The organism is Sphingomonas sp., from assembly GCF_031372575.1.
In the GTDB taxonomy this organism is placed as follows: Bacteria; Pseudomonadota; Alphaproteobacteria; order Sphingomonadales; family Sphingomonadaceae; genus Sphingomicrobium.
The window spans coordinates 1-19,325 of sequence record NZ_JANMLM010000049.1; the positions used below are offsets into that span (position 1 = coordinate 1).

21 protein-coding genes and 1 tRNA gene are annotated in these 19,325 nt (G+C 63.1%); 11 read left to right on the forward strand and 11 right to left on the reverse strand.

The window, feature by feature from the left end; genetic code table 11:
- From RMN73_RS03680 to RMN73_RS03695, 4 genes are all read right to left on the reverse strand, one after another.
- On the reverse strand, positions 1-399 hold a 399-nt coding region (locus RMN73_RS03680; protein ID WP_309601965.1), incomplete at its 3' end, for a PilZ domain-containing protein.
- A gap of 94 nt (positions 400-493) precedes the next feature.
- Positions 494-1,906 carry a type I glutamate--ammonia ligase gene (gene glnA / locus RMN73_RS03685; protein ID WP_309601966.1) on the reverse strand — a complete coding sequence of 471 codons (1,413 nt, stop codon included), beginning with the start codon at positions 1,904-1,906 and terminating at the stop codon, positions 494-496.
- 142 nt (positions 1,907-2,048) lie between these two features.
- The gene (locus tag RMN73_RS03690) at positions 2,049-2,258 is read right to left on the reverse strand and encodes a helix-turn-helix domain-containing protein (protein ID WP_309601967.1); all 210 of its coding nucleotides are present in this window, start codon (positions 2,256-2,258) and stop codon (positions 2,049-2,051) included.
- Positions 2,259-2,260: 2 nt separating this feature from the next.
- The gene (locus RMN73_RS03695; RefSeq protein ID WP_309601968.1) at positions 2,261-2,599 is read right to left on the reverse strand and encodes a P-II family nitrogen regulator; all 339 of its coding nucleotides are present in this window, start codon (positions 2,597-2,599) and stop codon (positions 2,261-2,263) included.
- Between the two features lie 57 nt (positions 2,600-2,656).
- On the opposite strand from RMN73_RS03695, the gene RMN73_RS03700 reads away from it, so the two are divergent.
- On the forward strand, positions 2,657-3,388 hold the full coding sequence (locus RMN73_RS03700) for a phosphocholine cytidylyltransferase family protein (RefSeq protein ID WP_309601969.1): 732 nt from the start codon (positions 2,657-2,659) through the stop codon (positions 3,386-3,388).
- Here the strand turns inward: RMN73_RS03700 and map are convergent.
- Complete coding sequence (gene map, locus RMN73_RS03705) at positions 3,385-4,215, reverse strand: type I methionyl aminopeptidase (protein ID WP_309601970.1); 831 nt, start codon at positions 4,213-4,215, stop codon at positions 3,385-3,387. The two genes, RMN73_RS03700 and map, sit on opposite strands and share 4 nt — an antisense overlap.
- A gap of 49 nt (positions 4,216-4,264) precedes the next feature.
- On the opposite strand from map, the gene RMN73_RS03710 reads away from it, so the two are divergent.
- From RMN73_RS03710 to RMN73_RS03725, 4 genes are all read left to right on the forward strand, one after another.
- Complete coding sequence (locus tag RMN73_RS03710) at positions 4,265-5,017, forward strand: molybdopterin-binding protein (protein ID WP_309601971.1); 753 nt, start codon at positions 4,265-4,267, stop codon at positions 5,015-5,017.
- A gap of 48 nt (positions 5,018-5,065) precedes the next feature.
- On the forward strand, positions 5,066-5,791 hold the full coding sequence (locus RMN73_RS03715; protein WP_309601972.1) for a hypothetical protein: 726 nt from the start codon (positions 5,066-5,068) through the stop codon (positions 5,789-5,791).
- Between the two features lie 244 nt (positions 5,792-6,035).
- Entirely contained in the window at positions 6,036-7,955 is a 1,920-nt protein-coding gene (locus RMN73_RS03720) for a TIR domain-containing protein (RefSeq protein ID WP_309601973.1), read from the forward strand.
- A gap of 68 nt (positions 7,956-8,023) precedes the next feature.
- Positions 8,024-8,158 (forward strand): hypothetical protein, encoded by a 135-nt coding sequence (locus tag RMN73_RS03725; protein ID WP_309601974.1) that lies wholly within the window; start codon positions 8,024-8,026, stop codon positions 8,156-8,158.
- On the opposite strand, the gene RMN73_RS03730 is transcribed toward RMN73_RS03725, so the two are convergent.
- The 5 genes from RMN73_RS03730 to RMN73_RS03750 form a co-directional block, all read right to left on the reverse strand.
- Positions 8,155-9,006, reverse strand: coding sequence for a serine protease (locus RMN73_RS03730; protein ID WP_309601975.1), 852 nt, complete (start codon positions 9,004-9,006; stop codon positions 8,155-8,157). The genes RMN73_RS03725 and RMN73_RS03730 overlap by 4 nt on opposite strands.
- Before the next feature lie 115 nt (positions 9,007-9,121).
- A tRNA-Gly gene (locus RMN73_RS03735) sits at positions 9,122-9,195 on the reverse strand.
- A gap of 47 nt (positions 9,196-9,242) precedes the next feature.
- Positions 9,243-10,574: a dicarboxylate/amino acid:cation symporter gene (locus RMN73_RS03740; protein ID WP_309601976.1), complete on the reverse strand. Its 1,332-nt coding sequence runs from the start codon at positions 10,572-10,574 to the stop codon at positions 9,243-9,245.
- Between the two features lie 115 nt (positions 10,575-10,689).
- Positions 10,690-13,413 (reverse strand): TonB-dependent receptor domain-containing protein, encoded by a 2,724-nt coding sequence (locus RMN73_RS03745; protein WP_309601977.1) that lies wholly within the window; start codon positions 13,411-13,413, stop codon positions 10,690-10,692.
- 197 nt (positions 13,414-13,610) lie between these two features.
- Positions 13,611-14,282 carry a queuosine precursor transporter gene (locus RMN73_RS03750; RefSeq protein WP_309601978.1) on the reverse strand — a complete coding sequence of 224 codons (672 nt, stop codon included), beginning with the start codon at positions 14,280-14,282 and terminating at the stop codon, positions 13,611-13,613.
- An 82-nt stretch (positions 14,283-14,364) separates the two neighbouring features.
- Here RMN73_RS03750 and RMN73_RS03755 point away from each other — a divergent pair, with 82 nt between their 5' ends.
- The 6 genes from RMN73_RS03755 (at position 14,365) to RMN73_RS03780 (ending at position 18,871) form a co-directional block, all read left to right on the forward strand.
- Positions 14,365-15,357 carry an adenosine kinase gene (locus RMN73_RS03755; RefSeq protein ID WP_309601979.1) on the forward strand — a complete coding sequence of 331 codons (993 nt, stop codon included), beginning with the start codon at positions 14,365-14,367 and terminating at the stop codon, positions 15,355-15,357.
- Positions 15,357-15,926: a TIGR00730 family Rossman fold protein gene (locus RMN73_RS03760; RefSeq protein WP_309601992.1), complete on the forward strand. Its 570-nt coding sequence runs from the start codon at positions 15,357-15,359 to the stop codon at positions 15,924-15,926. The genes RMN73_RS03755 and RMN73_RS03760 overlap by 1 nt, the downstream gene beginning before the upstream one ends.
- A 25-nt stretch (positions 15,927-15,951) precedes the next feature.
- Positions 15,952-17,232, forward strand: coding sequence for a nucleoside transporter C-terminal domain-containing protein (locus RMN73_RS03765; RefSeq protein WP_309601980.1), 1,281 nt, complete (start codon positions 15,952-15,954; stop codon positions 17,230-17,232).
- 21 nt (positions 17,233-17,253) lie between these two features.
- Complete coding sequence (locus RMN73_RS03770; protein ID WP_309601981.1) at positions 17,254-18,204, forward strand: 2-oxoglutarate and iron-dependent oxygenase domain-containing protein; 951 nt, start codon at positions 17,254-17,256, stop codon at positions 18,202-18,204.
- A gap of 168 nt (positions 18,205-18,372) precedes the next feature.
- Positions 18,373-18,579 carry a cold-shock protein gene (locus RMN73_RS03775; RefSeq protein ID WP_309601982.1) on the forward strand — a complete coding sequence of 69 codons (207 nt, stop codon included), beginning with the start codon at positions 18,373-18,375 and terminating at the stop codon, positions 18,577-18,579.
- A gap of 88 nt (positions 18,580-18,667) precedes the next feature.
- Positions 18,668-18,871, forward strand: a complete 204-nt coding sequence (locus RMN73_RS03780; protein WP_309601983.1) for a hypothetical protein — start codon at positions 18,668-18,670, stop codon at positions 18,869-18,871.
- 3 nt (positions 18,872-18,874) lie between these two features.
- Here the strand turns inward: RMN73_RS03780 and RMN73_RS03785 are convergent, their stop codons facing one another.
- Complete coding sequence (locus RMN73_RS03785) at positions 18,875-19,318, reverse strand: cytidine deaminase (RefSeq protein WP_309601984.1); 444 nt, start codon at positions 19,316-19,318, stop codon at positions 18,875-18,877.
- Positions 19,319-19,325 lie beyond the last annotated feature (7 nt).

Sequence of the window (19,325 nt, forward strand, 5' to 3'; positions counted from 1 at the left end):
GTCGCCGCCAACCTGGGTTTCATGCGCGAATTCAAGTCCGACACGATTGCCGCGAATCCACCGAACGGCGGCTTCGACCTGGTCGCAATCGCCGAGCACCAGGAAGACCTTTTGCCACATGGCGAGCGTGACATCGGTACAGATCATCGCGCCGCCGCCGGACAGGTTGACCAGTTCGACCACGTGGCGCTTCTTGCCGACGCGAAGGACCGCTTCCTCGGCCTGGAGCCGGTGGCGATCATCGTCGCGGTGGTTGACGCTGCGAACTTCCTCACGCGCGACCGAGACCGAACCAAGGCCCGTGTCCTCCTTCGCGCCAGACGGCTTCTTGGCCGGCATCGCCGGACCCGACGGGTGCAGTCCGTCACCCTTGTCGAGTGCGGAGCGGAAACTGTTCATTGATCGAACCTCGCATGCCATGGCGCGGTCACCATGACGGGCGATGGTGAAGAAAGGGCTAATTTTTGGCCCTCACCCGATCAGAATTCCCCAACTAGCTCGAATAATACATATCGAATTCGACCGGCGAGGGGGTGGTTTCCCAGCGCATCACGTCGGGCCACTTCAATTCCATGTAAGCGTCGATCTGATCATCGCTGAACACGTCGCCCTTGGTCAGGAAGGCGCGGTCATTGTCGAGGCTGACGAGGGCCTCGCGCAAGCTGCCGCAGACGGTCGGGACGTTGACCAGCTCGGCAGCGGGCAAATCGTACAAATTCTTGTCCATCGCCTCGCCCGGGTGAATGCGGTTCTGGATCCCGTCGAGCCCGGCCATCAGCAGCGCCGAATAAGCCAGATACGGGTTGGCGAGTGCATCGGGGAAACGGAACTCGACGCGCTTGGCCTTGTCACCCGCGCCGTACGGAATGCGGCACGAGGCCGAGCGGTTGCGCGACGAATAAGCCAGCAGCACCGGGGCTTCAAACCCGGGGACGAGGCGCTTGTAGCTGTTGGTGGTCGGGTTGGTGAAGGCGTTCAGGGCGCGGGCGTGCTTGATGACGCCGCCGATAAAATACAGCGCCATTTCCGACAGGCCGGCATAGCCATTGCCGGCGAACAACGGCTTGCCGCCTTTCCAGATCGACATGTGGGTGTGCATGCCACTGCCATTATCCTTGGCGATCGGCTTGGGCATGAAGGTCGCGGTCTTGCCGTAAGCGTGGGCGACCATGTGGACGACATATTTGTAGACCTGCATGCGGTCGGCGGTTTCGACCAGCTTGCCATAGGTCAGGCCGAGCTCATGCTGCGCGGCGGCGACTTCATGGTGATGCTTGTCGCACGGCAGGCCCATTTCGAGCATCGTCGAGACCATCTCGCCGCGGATATCACCGGCACTGTCGACCGGTGCGACCGGGAAGTAGCCGCCCTTGGCGCGCGGCCGGTGGGCAAGGTTGCCGCCTTCATATTCGCGGGACGAATTGCCCGGCAGCTCGATATCATCGAGCTTGTAGAAGCTGGTCGCGTAGCTGTCTTCGAAGCGAACGTCGTCGAACATGAAGAATTCGGCCTCGGGGCCGACGAATACGGTATCGCCAATGCCGGTTGCCTGGAGATAGGCCTCGGCGCGGGTCGCGGTCGAGTGCGGGTCGCGGCCGTAAAGCTCACCGGTCGACGGCTCGACGATGTTGCACACCATGATCATCATCGGGGTGGCCGAGAAGGGATCGATATAGGTCGCGGTCAGATCGGGCTTGAGGATCATGTCGCTTTCGTTGATCGCCTTCCAGCCCTCGATCGAGCTGCCGTCGAACATGAAACCATCGGTCAGCATGTCCTCGTCGATCGCCGAGGCGACCATGGAGAGATGCTGCCACTTGCCCTTGGGGTCGGTAAATCGCAGATCGACCCACTCGATTTCCTGCTCCTCGATCGATTTCAGGATCTTCGCTGCTTCGCTCGCCATGACCGGCTCCATCTGCTGAATGTGAGAATCACACGGCCCCGCGACCGCTTTCATGGCAGCGATTTGCGGATGCGGCAGGGAGAGTCACGCGCGGCGTGAAGATTTCACCAATGGCTCGACGAAACTACGCAACCGACCTTTTCTAAAACGCCCGGCGCTGGGCAGCGATCAGCATGCGCAGCAGCATCGCCACGGGGCGCGGGACGCCGACCTTGCCTTCGAGCCACAGGCTGACGGTCGATCGGCTGACCCCGATCGCGCCGGCCAGGTCGGACTGAGTGCGATAGCCGAGGATCCGCATTGCGCTGCGCAAGTCGTCCGGCGACATTGAGGCGAGACGGGGATCGTCCACGGCTAGATTGCGTCGACGCCCCGGTCGCCGGTGCGAATTCGGATCGCCTGTTCGATCGCCACCACGAAAATCTTGCCGTCGCCGATTCGCCCGGTGCGCGCAGCGGCCTCGATCGCCTCGCACACGCGGTCGACCTGGTCATCCTCGACCACCACCTCGACCTTTACCTTGGGCAGGAAGTCGACGACATATTCGGCCCCGCGATACAACTCGGTATGGCCCTTCTGGCGGCCAAAGCCCTTGACCTCACTGACCGTGATCCCGCTCACCCCCGCATCGTGAAGCGCGTCCTTCACATCGTCGAGCTTGAACGGTTTGATGATGGCTTCGACTCTTTTCATGGGCCAAGCCTAGCCTTGCCGCATCGCTGCCGCAATTGATCGCGAAGCGGTTCGCCCATGAAAGCGATCATTCTTTCCGCCGGCCAGGGTTCGCGCCTCGGTCATCTGACCGACGACCGGCCCAAATGCCTGATCGAGTTTGGTGGCAAAAGCCTGCTCGACTGGCAGCTCGACACGCTCGCCGACAATGGGGTCGATGAAGTAGTGGTGGTCACCGGCTTTCGCGACGACCAGATCGAGGCATGCCTGGCGCGGCGCGGCGGCGGGCCAATGGTGCGCACCGCGTTCAACCCGTTCTTCAAGGTCGCCGATAACCTGGGCTCGCTGTACATGGTGCGCGGCGAACTGACCGGCAATTGCCTGGTGTGGAACGGCGATACATTGGTGTCGAAGGCGCTGATGGCGCGGGTAGTTGGCAATCGCGCGCAGGACGGGATCTGCGTCACGATCGACCGCAAGGGTGCGTATGACGACGACGACATGAAAGTCATCGTCGACGATGATGGGCGGCTGCGCGCGATCGGCAAGCGGATCAAGGAAGGCGTCAACGCCGAATCGATCGGTTTGCTGGCGTTTCGCGGCGGCGGGGCGGAGCGCTTCGCCGAGGCGATCGACCGCGCGATGCGCACCAGCGAGGGGACGACGATCTGGTACCTCCGCGTGATCCACCACCTCGCCCAGAATGGCGACGTGCGGACGCTCGACATCAGCGGCGAGGAATGGGGGGAAGTCGATTTCCCCGAAGATGTGGGGCCGGCGGAAGCATTGGTGAAGGGGTGGGGCGGCTAGGCGTAAGGCGGGAAGTCGAGCCCCTTGGGGCTCTTGGTGAACACTTCGTGCCCGTCTTCCGTTATCCCGATCGAATGTTCGAACTGCGCCGAGAGTGAGCGGTCGCGGGTGACTGCGGTCCAGCCGTCGTCGAGCATCTTGCAGTCAGCGCGGCCGATGTTGATCATCGGTTCGACGGTGAAAAACATGCCGGGTTTTAGCTCGGGGCCGGTGCCGGGGCGACCGGCGTGGACCACTTCGGGGCTGTCGTGAAACACCCGCCCGAGGCCGTGGCCGCAGAAATCGCGGACCACGCTGTAGCGATGCTTTTCGGCATGGGTCTGGATCGCGTGGCTGATATCGCCGAGCCGATTGCCCGGCTTGGCCTGCTCCAGCCCGAGCATCAAACATTCATAGGTCACCTCGACCAGCTTGCGTGCCTTGAGCGGGACATCGCCGACCAGGAACATGCGGCTGGTGTCGCCGTGCCAGCCACCCAGCATCGGGGTGACGTCGATGTTGACGATGTCGCCATCCTTGAGCGCCTTGTCGGCGGGAATGCCATGGCACACCACATGGTTGATCGAGGTGCAGCAGCTCTTGGTGTAGCCGCGATACCCCAGGGTCGCGGGAACGCCGCCAGCGTCGGTCGACATGCGGTAAACGATGTCGTCAATCTCCTGCGTGGTGACGCCCGGAGCAACGAACTTGGTCAATTCATCGAGGATGCTGGCGGCGAGCTGGCCAGCGGCGCGCATGCCGGCAAAGCCCTCGGGGCCGTGCAGCTTGATGATGTTCGATCTGGCTTCGGCGCGATCTTCCGGGCCGACAGTGATATATTCGGTCATGACCTTCAAATAGGGTAGGGGTGCGCAAAAGTCGACTGGAGGCAGTGCGTTGAGCAGAGTGTGGACCGCCGCTTTGGTGGTGATTGGCGATGAAATCCTGTCGGGGCGGACGCAGGACAGGAATGTCGCGCAGCTGGCCAGCTGGCTCAATGTGCAGGGCATCAGGCTGGCCGAGGTGCGGGTGGTGGCCGATGTCGAGGCGGCAATCGTCGAGGCGGTCAACGCGCTGAGGGCGCGCAATGATTATCTGTTCACCACTGGCGGAATTGGGCCGACGCATGACGATATCACGGTCGATGCGATCGCGGTCGCACTTGGGGTCGGGGTGGTCGTTCATCCCGAGGCGCGTGCGATCCTCGAGCGATATTATGCTGACAAGGGCGGGATCAACGAGGGAAGGCTGCGGATGGCGCGGGTGCCAGAGGGGGCCGAGTTGATCCCCAACCGCATGTCGGGCGCGCCCGGGATCCGGGTCGGCAATCTGTTCGTCATGGCCGGGGTGCCGCACATTACCGCAGGGATGCTCGACGCACTGACCGGGACGCTTGAGGGTGGGCGACCGTTGGTCTCGGTGACGATCGGGGCGTTCGCGCCGGAGAGCGAAGTCGCCGAACTGCTTGGCGCCACCGAAAAGGCCAATGAGGGCGTGTCGATCGGCAGCTATCCGTTCTTCAAGGCGGGCAAGGTCGGCGGCAATTTCGTCGTCCGGTCGGAAGACGAAGTGCTCGCGCGGCGCGTGGCCGATGAACTGGCGGTCGCGCTCGATGCGGCGGGCTATCCGACCACCGATGGCGGTATTTGATCGAATCATGCTTTATCCGGTCATGATCGCCCGCTAGGCGAAACCGCGATGCGGTTGGCCCAATACCAGTCTCCGGCCGACTGGCGGCGCCCCGATGCTCGCCAGCGCGCGCTGATCATCGGGCTGACGTTGCTCGCCGAATTGCTGTTTCTGCTGATGCTGCTTGGGCTTGGCCCGGCGTCGTGGAGCGAGCGCAAGGACAAATCGACCCCGACCGAGGTCACTTTCGTGCCCGAGGCGGCCGCGCCGATCCCCGACAAACCGGCCCCCGAAGCCGCAAGCAAGGCCACGCCAACGCAACAGCCGGTCCCGCGCGTTCCGCCGATCCCGCCCAGCCCGCTGGCCAAGTCGCCCTTTCTCAAGCTGACCCGCGAGGAATATGCCGCCGCCGACATCTCCAAGTTGGGCAGCGCCGGCGGCAAGGGATCGGCAGCAAGCGGTGCGTCTTCCGCCAGTGTCGGGACGGGGCCGGGCGGTGCAACCCTGTATCTGGCCGAATGGTATCGCGAGCCGACCAATGCCGAGCTGGCTTATTATTTGCCCAAGAACGGTGCCCCGCAGGGCAGCTGGGCCGAAGTGGCGTGCCAGACGATCCCCGACAATCGGGTCGAAAATTGCCAGGCGCTTGGCGAATCGCCGCCCGGATCGGGGCTGGCCCGCGCGGTTCGGCTGGCCGGATGGCAATTCCGCATCCGTCCGACGCGGATCGACGGCAAGCCGTTGATTGGCACCTGGGTCAAAGTGCATATAGACTTTAACCGCAGCAGGGAGTGATTGGCGGATGGCGCCTGTCCTGCTTGGCCAGGGTTTAATCATAGCGCGATCGTAACGGCGATGCCTGCACGTCCCCACTAGCTGGCCGAGTGGTGCCGCACCAAAGCGGAGGTCGTGCGACTTTTCGCAAAGCCCGACGTCGGGGGCAGCGTCGTGGATGCAGTCGATCGGCTGGCGTGGCGGCTATTCCAATGCGGGCAGGTACGCGATAGTCTCATCAATTCCCGAGGGGGCGGGGGCGTCCATGCCGAGCGAGACCAGCCAACCGACGATCTTCCTGAGCTATGCGCATGCCGACGCCAAGCGCGCGCAGCAGCTCGCCGCTGCGCTGACCGCGCGCGGCTATACCGTGTGGTGGGACAATCTGATCGAGGGCGGAGCGCAATTCGCCAAGTCGATCCGCACCGCGCTCGAATCCGCCGATGCCGTAGTGGTATTGTGGTCGAAGTCGTCGATCGAGTCCGACTGGGTCGCCGACGAGGCTGCGCAGGGCAGAGACCGCAAGCGGCTGGTCCCGCTGTCGATCGACGGGAGCCACCCGCCGCTCGGTTTTCGCCAATATCAGACGATCGACCTGGCCGATTGGCGGGGCAAAGCCAGCGGTCCGCAAATCGATTCAATCGATCGCGCGATCAGCCGCGCGATCGGAGCATCGCCCGGTGTCCCGAGGCCGCAATTTTTTGCTCGCGGGGGTCAGGTCGATCGGCGGCAGTCGATCAAGCTCGCCGCCGGCGCTGCGGCGGTCGTCGCGGCGGGTGGCGGGGCTTATGCCTTTCGCGACCGCCTGTTCGGCCCGTCTGCAAACGAGCGGACAATCGCCGTTTTGCCGTTCAAGAACCTTAGCGGCGACCAGAGCCAGGCTTATCTGTCCGACGGGCTGACCGAGGAAATTCGCGCCGCTTTATCGCGCAACGCCGGCCTGCAAGTGCTTGCCGGGACCACTTCCAACACCGCGCGCGACCATGATGAAGGCGCAACTGCGATCGCCGCCAAGCTGGGCGTCGCAAACCTGCTCGAAGGGTCGGTCCAGCGTTTCGGGGAAGCGGTTCGCGTGGCAATCGACCTGACCGATGGCAAGACCGGCTTTTCGATCTGGTCGAAGCGGATCGACGCCAGCTTGACCGACATTTTCGCCTTCCAGAGCGACGTTGCGCGCACCGTGTCCAACGCCTTGTCGATACGGATGGCGACCCAGGATCCCGCGCCCGGCGGGACCCGCAATGTCGGGGCGTATGAAGCCTATTTGCGCGGCAAGGCGCTGTATAATCTGTCCAAGGACGAGAAAACCGACCGCGAGGCCAAGGCCCTGTTTGAGAACGCGCTTGCCGCCGACCCCAATTTTGCACTGGCGCACGCAGCCTTGTCACGCGTTCAGGCGTCGATTGCCAGCGCCTACGCGCCGGGACCGGAGATCAAGTCGACCTTCGCCGCCGCAATCGTCGAGGGGCGCAAGGCGGTCGAGCTCGCGCCGAGACTGGCCGAGGCGCATCTTGCGCTTGGTTATGCGATTTTTGCCGGCCAGCTCGACATCAAAAACAGCCGGGCTTCCTATGATGCGGCCTATCGTTATGGCCGGGGGAGCGCCGACAATTTATTGCTCTACGCGCTTTATTCGGTGAGAGCGCGGCGACCACGCGAAGCCCGAACCGCGATCGATCAGGCGGTTGCGCTCGACCCGCTCAATCCGCGCACGCATCGAGCGGCGGGGATCATCGGTTTCGCGACCCGCGATTATGCCGGGGGCATGGGGCACTTCCAGCGGGCGCTGTCGCTCAACCCGAATATGTCCAACGCCAATGCCTTCCTTGGTACGACGTTGATGGAGCTTGGCCGGTTGGACGAGGCGCGGGTCCATATTCTCAAGGAGCCGGCCGCGATGTTTCGGCTGTCGGCGCTGGCAGTGCTTGAACATCGCGTCGGCAATCATTCGGCAGCGCAGGCGGCGAATGCGCAATTGGTATCTCAGGTTGGCGATGCGGCTTTGTACCAGCAGGCCGAAGTGATGGCGCAGTTCGGCCAGGTCGACGCGGCAATTGCGCTGCTCCGCCGGGCGCGCAGCGTTGGCGACGCTGGGCTGATCGCGATCGCCAGCGATCCGTTGCTCGACCCGCTTGCCAAGGATCCCCGCTTTACTGCTTTCCTGCGCGAAACCGGCTTCGCCTGACGGGGGCTATCGCGGATGGTTAATCCGTGCGAATTAATCGCGGTTGCAACCAAATGGGGAGCATGACGATGAGCATCAATCACCTCGACTTCGGCCCGAACGACGATGAAGATGACGGCGAGAATCGCGGCACCCCCGACGATCGCGGCACGCCCGACGATCGCGGCACGCCTGACGATCGCGGCACGCCCGACGATCGCTAGCGCAACTCGCTGATCGATGGATCGGCCGCCATCGCGCGGTCGATCCAGTCGCGAAAATTGGCCTGGTCGATGCGCAGGTAAATCCCCGCGCTGTTCTCGCGGTAACAACCGCGACCCCAGTTGACGACGCCGACCAGCACCGGCCGGTCGACCTCCATCACCAATGGCCCGCCGCTATCGCCGGTGCAGGTATCGTTATCGGGTGAGCTGGCGCATAATTGATAGTCGGTTGTCTCGCCGCGATATTCGGGAAAATTTGCGCAATCGGCGACGGTCAGGTCGACCTGCGTGAGATCGGGCTGGAACCCCTTGCCCTGGCCCTCCTCAGCCTGACCCCAGCCGGTGGCATAAACCTTGGCGCCAGCGGCGAGCGGCGGCCCGTCATAAAGCTCAATCGCTTCGATCGGTCCGGCATCTTCCGCGTCGGTCTCGGCGTCGGCGACATAATGCACCAGCGCGATATCGTAATAATGCTTGGCCTTGTCGTAGTCGGCGTGGCGAACCATGCGGTCGATCCGGTAGGTTGCGCCTTCCTCCAGGTCGATGGTCGAGGAGCCGAGGCGGACGCGGTGGCCATTCTTGATCCGCTCGGCATTAATGCAGTGCGCGGCGGTCAGCACCCAGCCGTCGGCAATCAGTGACCCGCCGCATTTGTGCGATAGGTCCCAGCCTTCCCGGTCGCCGAGTTCTTGATCGGTCCAGTCGGTCTTGCTGGAATAGATTTGCGCTTGCCACGGGACGTTGGTCTCGGTGTTTTCATCGTCGACCGGGGCCCCCGGTTCGGCCTGTCCCAACGCTGCCGACGACAACAGCAGCGCAAGCGGCGCAATCGATGACCAAAGACGCATGACGACATCCCCCCTTATTTGGATCAGAATATCTCAATTTGCAGGATTTGCACTAGGGGTCGCCTCAGCTGCGCTGAGCGCTCCAGCAAAAACTGTCCCCCGGACAGTTTTGTGCTGGAGCGGGTGAAGGGAATCGAACCCTCGTCACTTGCTTGGGAAGCAAAAGCTCTACCATTGAGCTACACCCGCTGACTAGCGCGGCGCCGCCCTGCCATGCGCGCCCGATGCGGTCAATGTCAGGCGTCGACGGTGCCCGGATCGAACCGGTCAAATCCCGCCGCGCGGCCATGCAGTGCGGCGTCGAGCCGGTCGCGATCGAGCCGCCCTTCCCACCGCGACACCACGATCGTCGCCACCGCATTGCCGATGAAATTGGTCAGGCTGCGGCATTCGCTCATGAAGCGGTCGACGCCGAGGAACAGCGCCATGCCCTCGACCGGCACCGTCGGCACGATCGCCAACGTCGCGGCCAAAGTAATGAACCCCGCGCCGGTTACGCCCGCGGCGCCCTTCGACGACAGCATGGCCACGCCGAGCAACGCCGCCTGCTGACCCCATGTGAGGTCGATGCCATGGGCTTGTGCGATGAACAAAGCGGCCAATGTGAGGTAGATATTGGTCCCGTCGAGGTTGAACGAATAGCCCGCCGGGACGACCAGCCCGACCACCGATTTGGGACAGCCGGCATCCTCCATCTTCTCGATCAGCGCCGGCAGGGCGCTCTCGCTCGACGAAGTGCCGAGGACGAGCAACAATTCGGCCTTGAGATAGGCGATCAGGCGGAAGATCGAGAAGCCGCTCGCCCGTGCCACGAGCCCGAGGATGACCAGCACGAAAAACAGGCTGGTGAGGTAGAAGGTCGCGACCAGCCCGGCGAGGCTGGCAACCGCGCCAAGGCCATATTTGCCGATTGTGAACGCCATCGCCCCGAATGCGCCCAGCGGCGCGAGGAGCATCACCAGCCCGACCAGTTTGAACACCACCCGGCCAAGATCTTCGAATGCGCCGAGCAAGCGTTCGCCGGGTTTGCCGACCAAAGTCAGCGCAACGCCGAACAGGATCGCGACCAGCAAGGTCTGCAAGATATTGCCCGCGGTCAGCGCCGACACCAACGTCTCGGGAATCGCATCGAGCAGGAAGCCCGACAGCGTCGTGTCATGCGCCTTGGCGGCATAATCGGCGATCTTGCTGGGGTCGGACGCGGCGGCGGTGACCATCAGCCCGGCGCCTGGTTTGACCACATTGGCGACGATCATGCCGAGGATTAACGCAACCGTCGAGAAGGTCAGGAAATAGGCCATCGCCTTGAGCGCGACGCGCCCGACGGCGGCGAGATCGCGAAGTCCCGCAATGCCGGTGACGATGGTCAGGAAGATCACCGGCGCGATGACCATCTTGACCAGTTTGATGAACGCATCGCCGACCGGTTTCAGTGCTTCGCCGGTCGCCGGCCAGAAATGCCCGACCGCCACCCCGAGCGCAATCGCGACCAGCACTTGCAGGTAGAGCAAGCGATACCAGCGGCGGGGAGACGCGAAGGATGCGGCAGGGGCGGTGGTGATGGCCATGCCAATGGTTAGAGCAACCGATGAGCATTCCGGCAAACAAAATTGGGGCCGCAAACGAAAACGGCGCCGCCCGAAGGCGACGCCGCTTCATCCCCGGCCCGAAGGCCAGCGAGCGTTAGAAGGTAACGTTGATCGAGCCCGACACGGTGCGTGGTGCACCGATCTGGACGAACGGCGGCGCGCCATAGACGCCAGTCGTTGCGTTGATCGACTGGTTGAGGCCGCCGCCGAACCCGCCGACGTAGAATTTGTCGAACAGATTGTAGACGTTGAACTGGAAGTAGGTCGACTTGAGACCGATGAACCTGGCGTTCACGCGGGCATCGAGATTGACCAGCCAGTAAGCCGCAGCCTTCGAGTCATAGACCTGTTCGGCACCACCGACGCCGGGCAGATCGACGTCGCCACGGAACACCGCAGCGCCATTGTCGAACACGTAGCGCGGACCGGTGCGCTTGGCGGTGATGCCAAGGTCAAACGGTCCGACCGAACCCAAGGCCGAGAAGCCGTAGGTATATTTGGGCGTGCCCGATTCCGGACGGCCCGAGGTGAAGGCGCAGCTGCGCAGCGCCGTCGGAGAGCCCGGGGTGACGGTGTCACAGGTAACGCCGACCGGGAGAGTCGCGATCTGGATATCGTCCTGAATTTTCGACTTGTTCCACGACCCGAAGGTGTAGAGCGTAAACTGCTTGATCGGCGAGTAAGCGAACGAACCGTCAATGCCATATTTCTCGACCGAACCCAGATTACGGAACACGGTCGCGTTTAGCTCGGGATCGAACGCCGAGGCCGAGCGGTTCTTGAAGTCGGTGTGCCAGTAGGCAATCTGCGCCTGCACCTTGCTGCTGCGATAGCGGAGACCGCCATCGAAGCTGACCGTGGTCTCGGGCTTGGGCTTGGCTTGTGACGTACCTTCAGGAAAGAAGAATGCGTTGTAGAGGTTGTCGGTCGACGGCACCGACAGGCCCTTGGCGACGTTTACGAACGCGCTGATGCGCGGCGTGATGTCGAACACGACGCCAACGTTGGGAAGCAACGCATCATACTTCAGGGTGCGCTTGCCCGGAGGGGCGAAGCCGGTCACCGCGCCGGTCACCGGGTTGAAGGTGTATGGGTTGTTGGTCGCAATCGTCGCATCGAGCGTCGGATCGCCGCCCGAGCATTCGACGAAGCCGCCAGCCGAGCTGGTGAAGCAGCGGTTGTCGAGCTTGCGGGTGAAGAAAGGTGCACGAAGGCCGGCAGTGACCGTCAACTTGTCGTCGAAGAACTCGCCGCGATATTCGCCCGAAACCTGGTGGAGGATTGCGTAGGACTGACGATCGCGCTTTTGCAGGACAACGCCAGCTGCGGTGTTGAGTGGATCATTGATCGGGAAGACGTCGAATGGCTCGCCATTGCGATCGATCAGCCCAACCTGGCCGGTCTGGCGATGATTGGCGTGATCGAGCGTGTAGTTGAAGCGCAGCACATGGTCGTCGTTGATCGCCCAGCGAAGCCCCGAAATGACGCCATAACGCTTGGTCCGGGTCTGGCTGGGGACGAGCAAAGTGACCGTATCCAGTATATCCCCGTCACCGTTGAGATCGCGGCCGCCAGCATAAGGCGCGCCACCGAAATAACCGCCGATACAATTGACCGTGGCGCTGTTCGGTGTGGTCGAGCAATTGGCGCGACCACCAGTCGGGTTGATGTCAAAACCATATTCGCGGGCCGGCGACGCCGGCGTAGTGGTGCCGCCGCCATTGGCCTTCACATATTGAAAGCTGGGGTCGATCGTCAGCGTCAACGCGTCGGTCAGCGTGAAGCGTGACTGTGCCTTGATATTGCCGGTGTTCGACGGATTATAGCGACGATCGAATTCGGTCCCGCAGCTGGCGAGGTCGTTGGTGTTTGGGGTCGGCGCGTCGGCAACGCCGGCCTGCGGCGTGTCGGTAAAGCAAGAATAGTTGATGTCATATTCGCGCTCGTCGCGGCTGGTCGGGTAACGTTGCGTGCTGTTCGGGCCGACCGTGCGCGGGGCAAGGTTGGTCGCGCTCTGGGTGCGATCGGTGCGCAGCGGGAGCGAACCGAAGAAGTTGTTGCGGTTCTGGTTATAATTACCGGCGAGCGAGATGAAGTCGCCATTGCTGCCCAGCGGCTGATAGATTTTGGCGTTATACTGCTGCTTGTCGACAACGCCGTAATTGTTGAACGGATTATCGTTCTTGGCATTGCTGACCGAGAAATAGGAGCGGGTGCCCCACGGACCGATCTCGCCGGTGTCGATCACCGCAAAGATGCGGCGGAAGTCAAACTGACCGAGCGATCCGACGACCTGGCCGCCAAATTCCTTGCGCGGCAGACGGGTGCGAAGATTGACGGTGCCGCCAACTGCCGAGGCGGTCGGCGAATCGACGTCGGTGGTGCCGAGGTTGACGTTGACCTGGTCGATCAGCTCGGGGTCGATCTGCTGGTTGGAGAAGATCGCATAATTGCCCGAATCGTTGAGCGGGATGCCGTCGAAGGTCAGGCTGATGCGCGAGCTGTCGAAGCCGCGGATGTTGAGCGTTCCGCCCGACGAGCCATAAGCATCATTATTCTGGAAGCTAACGCCGGGAACCGCGTTGATCGTGTCGAGCACGGTCTGGCCGGCCGACTGGCGGGCGATATATTCCTGCGTGAGGACTGCCTTGGCTTTCGACGAATCGGGGGCGACAACACCGCCGACCTGCTGGGCGCGGGTCCCGGTGATGACGATCGCCTCTTCCTTCTTGTCGAAGTCCTGAGTGCCGGTCGACTGGGCGAATGCGGCGGTCGGGAAGATGACCGCCGACGTGCAGAGCAGAATGATTTTTTTCACGGTATTAGGACCCCCCAAGGGTGATGAGCGATTGCGAGTCGTTGCGGCTGCTATAGCCACAATGAGACGATTGGGTGACGGTCCGGATCGGACCTATAATGAATCTTGATTAGCGTTGCCGTTATGCCACGCGGATGCCCGCTCGGCCCTCTATGACACGGCGCCTTAAGCAAAATTTCGGCCTGGTTACAACCTTGTCAGTAGGCTTTGCTGTCGAGCCTTCGTCCGATGGCCACGAACAGGTAAATCAGCGGCGGCACCACCACCACCGACAAGACCACCTTGGCCAACATTTGCCCGGCCAGGAGCTCCCCGATCGGAAACACGCCGTAAAAGGCGATGCCGATAAACAACAAGGTATCGAGGATCTGGCTGAGCACGCTCGCCACAGCCGATCGGAACCACAACAGTTTCGATCCTTCGCCGCCTTTGAGCTTCGAGAAAATGGTCACGTTGAGCAGGCTGGAGCAGCCATATGCGATCAATCCCGCAAGCCACATCCGCCGCGTCCCGCCCATCATCATGTCGAACGCCGACAATCGCGCCGGATCCATGTCCGTAGCGGCGGGGACGGCGAGAACGAGAATCGTGAGTGCCAGGCTGACCAGCAACGGCACGAAGCCCCACACCACCAGTCTGTTGGCGGTTTCCCGACCATGCACTTCCGCCACTGCGCTCGACGTGATGACCAGTAGCAGGAAGGCGAAAATACCGGCCTCGACCGCCAGCGGCCCAAGCGCGACCTGCTTGTTGCCGAGCACCCCCGCGATGCACACCATCCCGCCATAGAAAATCGCAAAGGCGAACAAGGACGGTCGGATGCCGGTGGCGGCGGGGGCTGCGACGGGCGATTGGGATTGGGTGCTCATGGCGGCGAAGGCCTAACGGCTTTGCCTGCCCTCGCAAGGGTTTTGTTGACCCGGCCTAGCCCACGCGGCTAGCGCGCCCCCCGTGATCAAGCCCGCAATCGACATTCTTGCCATCGGTGATGCGATCGTCGACGTCATCGCGACGTGCGACGATGCTTTCATTGCGGCGCACGGGCTGCCCAAGGGCGGGATGCAGTTGCTCGACAGCGGTTCGGCCGAGCGGCTGTATGCAGCAATGGGCAATGCACGCGAGACGAGCGGCGGATCGGCGGCCAATTCGATGGCCGGGATCGCCGCCATGGGGGGCCGTGCGGCGTTTATCGGGCAGATTACCGACGATCAGTTGGGCGACATCTTCCGCCACGACATGCAGGCGCTCGGCGTACAGTTCGACACGCCATCGCTGACCGACCCCGATGCACCGCCGACCGGGCGCTGCCTGATCCTGGTCACGCCAGATGCGCAGCGGACGATGAACACCTCGCCCGGCGCGTCACACTTGCTGTCGCCGTCCGCGCTTGACGAGGCGCTGATCGCATCTGCCGCGATCCTCTATCTCGAAGGCTATTTGTTCGGCCCCGAACTGCCGCGCGCGGCAATGATGCGGGCGATCGACATTGCCCATGGGGCAGGGCGCGAAATTGCCTTCACGCTGAGCGAAAGCGTGTGCATCCCGGGCCGCCGCGAGGCGTTTACCCAGATGATCGACCGCGGTTCGATCGACTTGCTGTTCGCCAATGAGCATGAGGCGCTGCAGCTGACTGGAGCATCGGGGCTGGGCGAAGCGCTGGCGATGCTGTCGGGCAAGGTCCCGACCCTGGTCATCACGCGCGGTTCAGAGGGCGCGCTGGCATTGCAAGACGGGGAGGGGGTCGAAGTCCCCGCCGCCCCGGTCCGCAACGTCGTCGACACCACCGGCGCAGGCGATCTGTTCGCCGCCGGCTTCCTTGTCGCCCGGGCGCGCGGACATGACCTGAGCCGCTGCCTCGCAACCGGCGCAATATCCGCCGCCGAAATCATTTCGCACTTCGGCGCCCGGCCCGAAGCCGACCTTCGATTATTGGTGAACTTATGATCAAGCGCCTCGCTGTATATTGCGGCTCCGCCCCCGGTGCCGACCCCGCCTTCGCCGATGCCACGCGCGACCTTGGCGTGGTCATGGCGGAGCGCGGGATCGACCTGGTCTATGGCGGCGGCAAGCTCGGGCTGATGGGGATCATCGCCGACACCGTGCTCGAACACGGCGGCAAGGTTTACGGAGTTATCCCCGACGCTTTGGTCGCGCATGAAGTCGCGCACCAGGGTTGCACCGAATTGTTCACCGTAACGACGATGCACGAGCGCAAGGCCAAGATGACCGAATTGTGCGATGCTTTTGTTGCGCTTCCCGGCGGGATCGGCACGCTCGACGAATTGTTCGAAGCGTGGACGTGGAACGCGCTCGGCTATCATGCGCAGCCATTCTGCCTGCTCAACGTAAACGGCTTCTGGGACGAGCTGGCGGGGTTCATGGACCATGTCGTCGACAGCGGTTTCCTGAGCGATGCGCGCCGCGCGCAATTGCTCAAGGCCGACAGTCCGGCCGCCGCCATCGACCTACTGGACGCGGCGGTGGAAAGCGCTGCACAAGGCGTCACCTGGTAATCGCCTTGGGAGGGGCGGCGTACTCATGAATCAATCCTTGCTCGGCGTCGTCGGTATTGCCGCGATCGTCCTCATCGCGATCCTGTTCTCGTCCAATCGTCGCGCGATCCGGCCGCGCGTGGTCCTTGCGGCGTTCGCACTGCAGGCGGTGATCGCGTTCCTCGTACTTCGCACATCGGGCGGGCGGACAGTGATCCAGGGCATGTCGGACGGTGTATCGAACCTGCTCGGATATGCCGGCAAGGGTACCGAATTCCTGTTCGGGGCGCTCGCCAGCGATCCGCTGGGCAAGAATTTCGCGTTGCTCGCGCTGCCGGTGATCGTGTTCTTCGCGGCCCTGGTGTCCATCCTCTATTATCTTGGCATCATGCAGCGCGTGGTGCGCTGGGTCGGCGGGGCGATCGGCTGGGTAACCGGGATCAGCCGGGTCGAGAGCCTTGGTGCCGCCGCCAATATCTTCGTCGGCCAGTCGGAAAGCCCGCTGGTTGTCCGCCCCTATCTTGCCGCCCTTGTGCCGAGCCACATGTTCACCTTGATGACGGTCGGTATGGCCGGAGTCGCGGGGACGATTCTCGCCGCATATGCCGGGCTGCTGGGCGAAAAGTACCTGCCGTTCCTGCTCGCCGCCGCGTTCATGTCGGCGCCCGGCGGAATCCTGATGGCCAAATTGATCATGCCCGACGATGTCGCGCCGAAGGACGAACTGCCGCTCGAAGGCGGGGTCGCGGTCGCGGCGCGCGAGGATGACCTGGCGATCCACGGCTTCGAGGAAGGTGAGCAGCCGGCCAACATCATCATGGCCGCGGGGCAGGGCGCGCAGACCGGGGTCAAATTGGCGGTCGCAGTCGGCGCGATGGTGCTTGCGTTCGTTGCTTTGGTAGCGATGGCCAACGGGATCCTCGGCGGGATCGGCAACTTGTTCGGGCAGGACAATTGGAGCTTCCAGGGTGCGGTTGGCGCGGTGTTCGCGCCGGTCATGTACCTGATCGGGATTCCGTGGAACGAAGCGGGCGTTGCGGGCGGCCTGTTCGGGACCAAGGTGGTACTCAACGAATTCGTCGCCTTCATTGACCTCGGCAATGCAGCTGGTCCTGCGGCGGCTCTCTCGGAGCGCAGCCGAGCGATCGTGACGTTCGCGCTCTGTGGGTTCGCCAATTTCAGCTCGATCGCGATCCAGCTGGCAGTGGTCGGCAACCTCGCCCCCAACCAGCGCCCGACGATCGCGCGGCTTGGCCTCAAGGCGTTGCTTGCCGGGAGCCTCGCCAATCTGATGTCTGCCGCGCTTGCCGGGCTGATGCTTCCCTGATTTTTTGCTAAGAGCCTCATCATGACCGACATTCTCACCAGCGATACCGTCGCCTCGGTGTCGCTCGACGACGCCGACCTTCACCCGCAAGCGTTTGCCGAGGAGCTTGGCCAGAGCTTCGTCGACTATGGCTTCGCGATCGTCCGCGATCACGGCATCCCGCAGGAATTGATCGATCGCGCCGAAGCAATGGCCAAGCTGTTCTTCGCGCTGCCCGAGGACACCAAGCGCGCTTATCTCATCGCCGGCGGCGGCGGCGCCCGCGGCTACACTGCGTTCGGGGTCGAAACAGCAAAAGGCGGCACTGCGTCCGATCTCAAGGAATTCTGGCACGTGGGACGCGAGTTGGCCGCGGGGCACAAATTCCGCGACGTCATGGCCGACAATGTCTGGCCGGGAGAAATCCCCGGCTTCAAGGAAGTTTTCCTCGAACTGTACGACGCGTTCGACGCCGCGGGCCTCAAGGTGCTCCGCGCCATCGCCCGCTTCCTGGCCGTCGACGAGGATTATTTCACCGACACCGTGCGCGACGGCAATAGCGTGATGCGGCTGCTTCATTATCCGCCGATCGAAACCCCGAGCGGCAACCAGATCCGTGCCGGGGCGCATGAGGATATCAACACCATCACCCTGCTGCTCGGCGCCGAGGAAGCCGGGCTCGAGCTCAAGACCAAGGACGGGCGCTGGCTGCCGGTCAGCCCCAAGCCGGGCGAACTGGTGGTCAATATTGGCGACATGCTCCAGCGGCTGACCAACGGGCGATTGCGATCGACCAGCCACCGGGTGGTCAACCCGGCCCCTGATCGCGCATCGAAGGCGCGTTACTCGATGCCGTATTTCCTCCACTTCCGCCCCGATTTCATCATCGAGGCGCTGCCCGGCACGGTGCCAGCGGGGGAGCAGCCCACATGGCCGCCGATCAGCAGCCACGATTATTTGCTGGAGCGGCTGCGCGAGATCAAGCTGACATAAGGCTGATTTCGCCCAACTTTTGCGTTTTTGGCCGATGTGGCGTAACAAGTCTCCGCTACCAGTCGCCTGACGCGGGTTTCCAGCGGTTCAATCGCTCAATCCTTCCTCTCCGCCTCTTCTAGCCGGTGGCGAATCGACCGCACGCGCCCGATAGGAAGGACCCAGTCAATGCCTGAAGGCACCGTCAAATTCTTCAACGCGATGAAGGGCTTCGGCTTCATCACCCAGGATGGTGGCGGACAGGATGCGTTCGTCCACATCAGCGCGGTCGAAGCCGCCGGATTGACGGGCCTCGATACCGATCAGCGAGTCTCGTTCGAGCTCGAACCCGACCGCCGGGGCCGCGAAAGCGCCGCCAACCTGAAGCTGCTTTAAGTTTACCCTCCTGCCCGGCCGAGTGGCGCTACTGCGCCGACCGGCCGGATCGACCCTGCAACCTTCGCCAGAAAGTCCACCTCACTCCATGTCGAACCAGACCAACTTCTACCGCGAGCGCGCTGCCGAAGCGCGTGGCCGGGCCGACGCGACCGACCTCAGCAACGTCAAGGAAAGCCACATCCGTTCGGCCACGGCGTGGGAATTGCTCGCCTCGCGCTCGGAAAAATCTGACCGCCTGCGCGAAGCCGAAATCGAGCGCAAAGCTGAAATGCCAGCGGCGGCTTACTAAGGCCTAGCCCGCGTCCTTGAGGCTCGCCGGGCCGAAGCCATGGGGAATGAGCGCGCTGATCTTGTAGTGCTTAACCGTCTGGCCGTCCCCGCTGGCGCACAGGATGTCGATGTCGACGCCACTTAATTGCGCAGCCTCGAGAATTGATTGGCGACAGCCACCGCAGGGGGTGACGGCGTTCGTTCCTGCGAGTGCGGTTCCTGACGCGTCACCGCCGGCAACCGCGATCCGCGCGACCTTGTCCAGCCCGAACGTCGCCTGGGCCAGTGTCAACGCGCTGACTTCGGCGCACAGGCCGAGGCGGTAACAGGCATTCTCCATATTCGCGCCAGTGACCACCTCGCCATCGACGCTCTCGACCGCGCATCCGACCGAGAAATTCGAATAAGGCGCATAAGCCTTGAGCGCAGCAGTTCGCGCGGCGGCGATGAGGTCGGCGTCGGTCATGGCAATG

Excerpts from the sequence above, each read along its gene's own strand:
- glnA (WP_309601966.1), bottom strand. The coding sequence starts at position 1,906 with ATGGCGAGCGAAGCAGCGAAGATCCTGAAATCGATCGAGGAGCAGGAA.
- RMN73_RS03695 (WP_309601968.1), bottom strand. The coding sequence starts at position 2,599 with ATGAAAAGAGTCGAAGCCATCATCAAACCGTTCAAGCTCGACGATGTG.
- RMN73_RS03700 (WP_309601969.1), top strand. The coding sequence starts at position 2,657 with ATGAAAGCGATCATTCTTTCCGCCGGCCAGGGTTCGCGCCTCGGTCAT.
- map (WP_309601970.1), bottom strand. The coding sequence starts at position 4,215 with ATGACCGAATATATCACTGTCGGCCCGGAAGATCGCGCCGAAGCCAGA.
- RMN73_RS03715 (WP_309601972.1), top strand. The coding sequence starts at position 5,066 with ATGCGGTTGGCCCAATACCAGTCTCCGGCCGACTGGCGGCGCCCCGAT.
- RMN73_RS03720 (WP_309601973.1), top strand. The coding sequence starts at position 6,036 with ATGCCGAGCGAGACCAGCCAACCGACGATCTTCCTGAGCTATGCGCAT.
- RMN73_RS03725 (WP_309601974.1), top strand. The coding sequence starts at position 8,024 with ATGAGCATCAATCACCTCGACTTCGGCCCGAACGACGATGAAGATGAC.
- RMN73_RS03730 (WP_309601975.1), bottom strand. The coding sequence starts at position 9,006 with ATGCGTCTTTGGTCATCGATTGCGCCGCTTGCGCTGCTGTTGTCGTCG.
- RMN73_RS03740 (WP_309601976.1), bottom strand. The coding sequence starts at position 10,574 with ATGGCCATCACCACCGCCCCTGCCGCATCCTTCGCGTCTCCCCGCCGC.
- RMN73_RS03750 (WP_309601978.1), bottom strand. The coding sequence starts at position 14,282 with ATGAGCACCCAATCCCAATCGCCCGTCGCAGCCCCCGCCGCCACCGGC.
- RMN73_RS03765 (WP_309601980.1), top strand. The coding sequence starts at position 15,952 with ATGAATCAATCCTTGCTCGGCGTCGTCGGTATTGCCGCGATCGTCCTC.
- RMN73_RS03770 (WP_309601981.1), top strand. The coding sequence starts at position 17,254 with ATGACCGACATTCTCACCAGCGATACCGTCGCCTCGGTGTCGCTCGAC.
- RMN73_RS03775 (WP_309601982.1), top strand. The coding sequence starts at position 18,373 with ATGCCTGAAGGCACCGTCAAATTCTTCAACGCGATGAAGGGCTTCGGC.
- RMN73_RS03780 (WP_309601983.1), top strand. The coding sequence starts at position 18,668 with ATGTCGAACCAGACCAACTTCTACCGCGAGCGCGCTGCCGAAGCGCGT.
- RMN73_RS03785 (WP_309601984.1), bottom strand. The coding sequence starts at position 19,318 with ATGACCGACGCCGACCTCATCGCCGCCGCGCGAACTGCTGCGCTCAAG.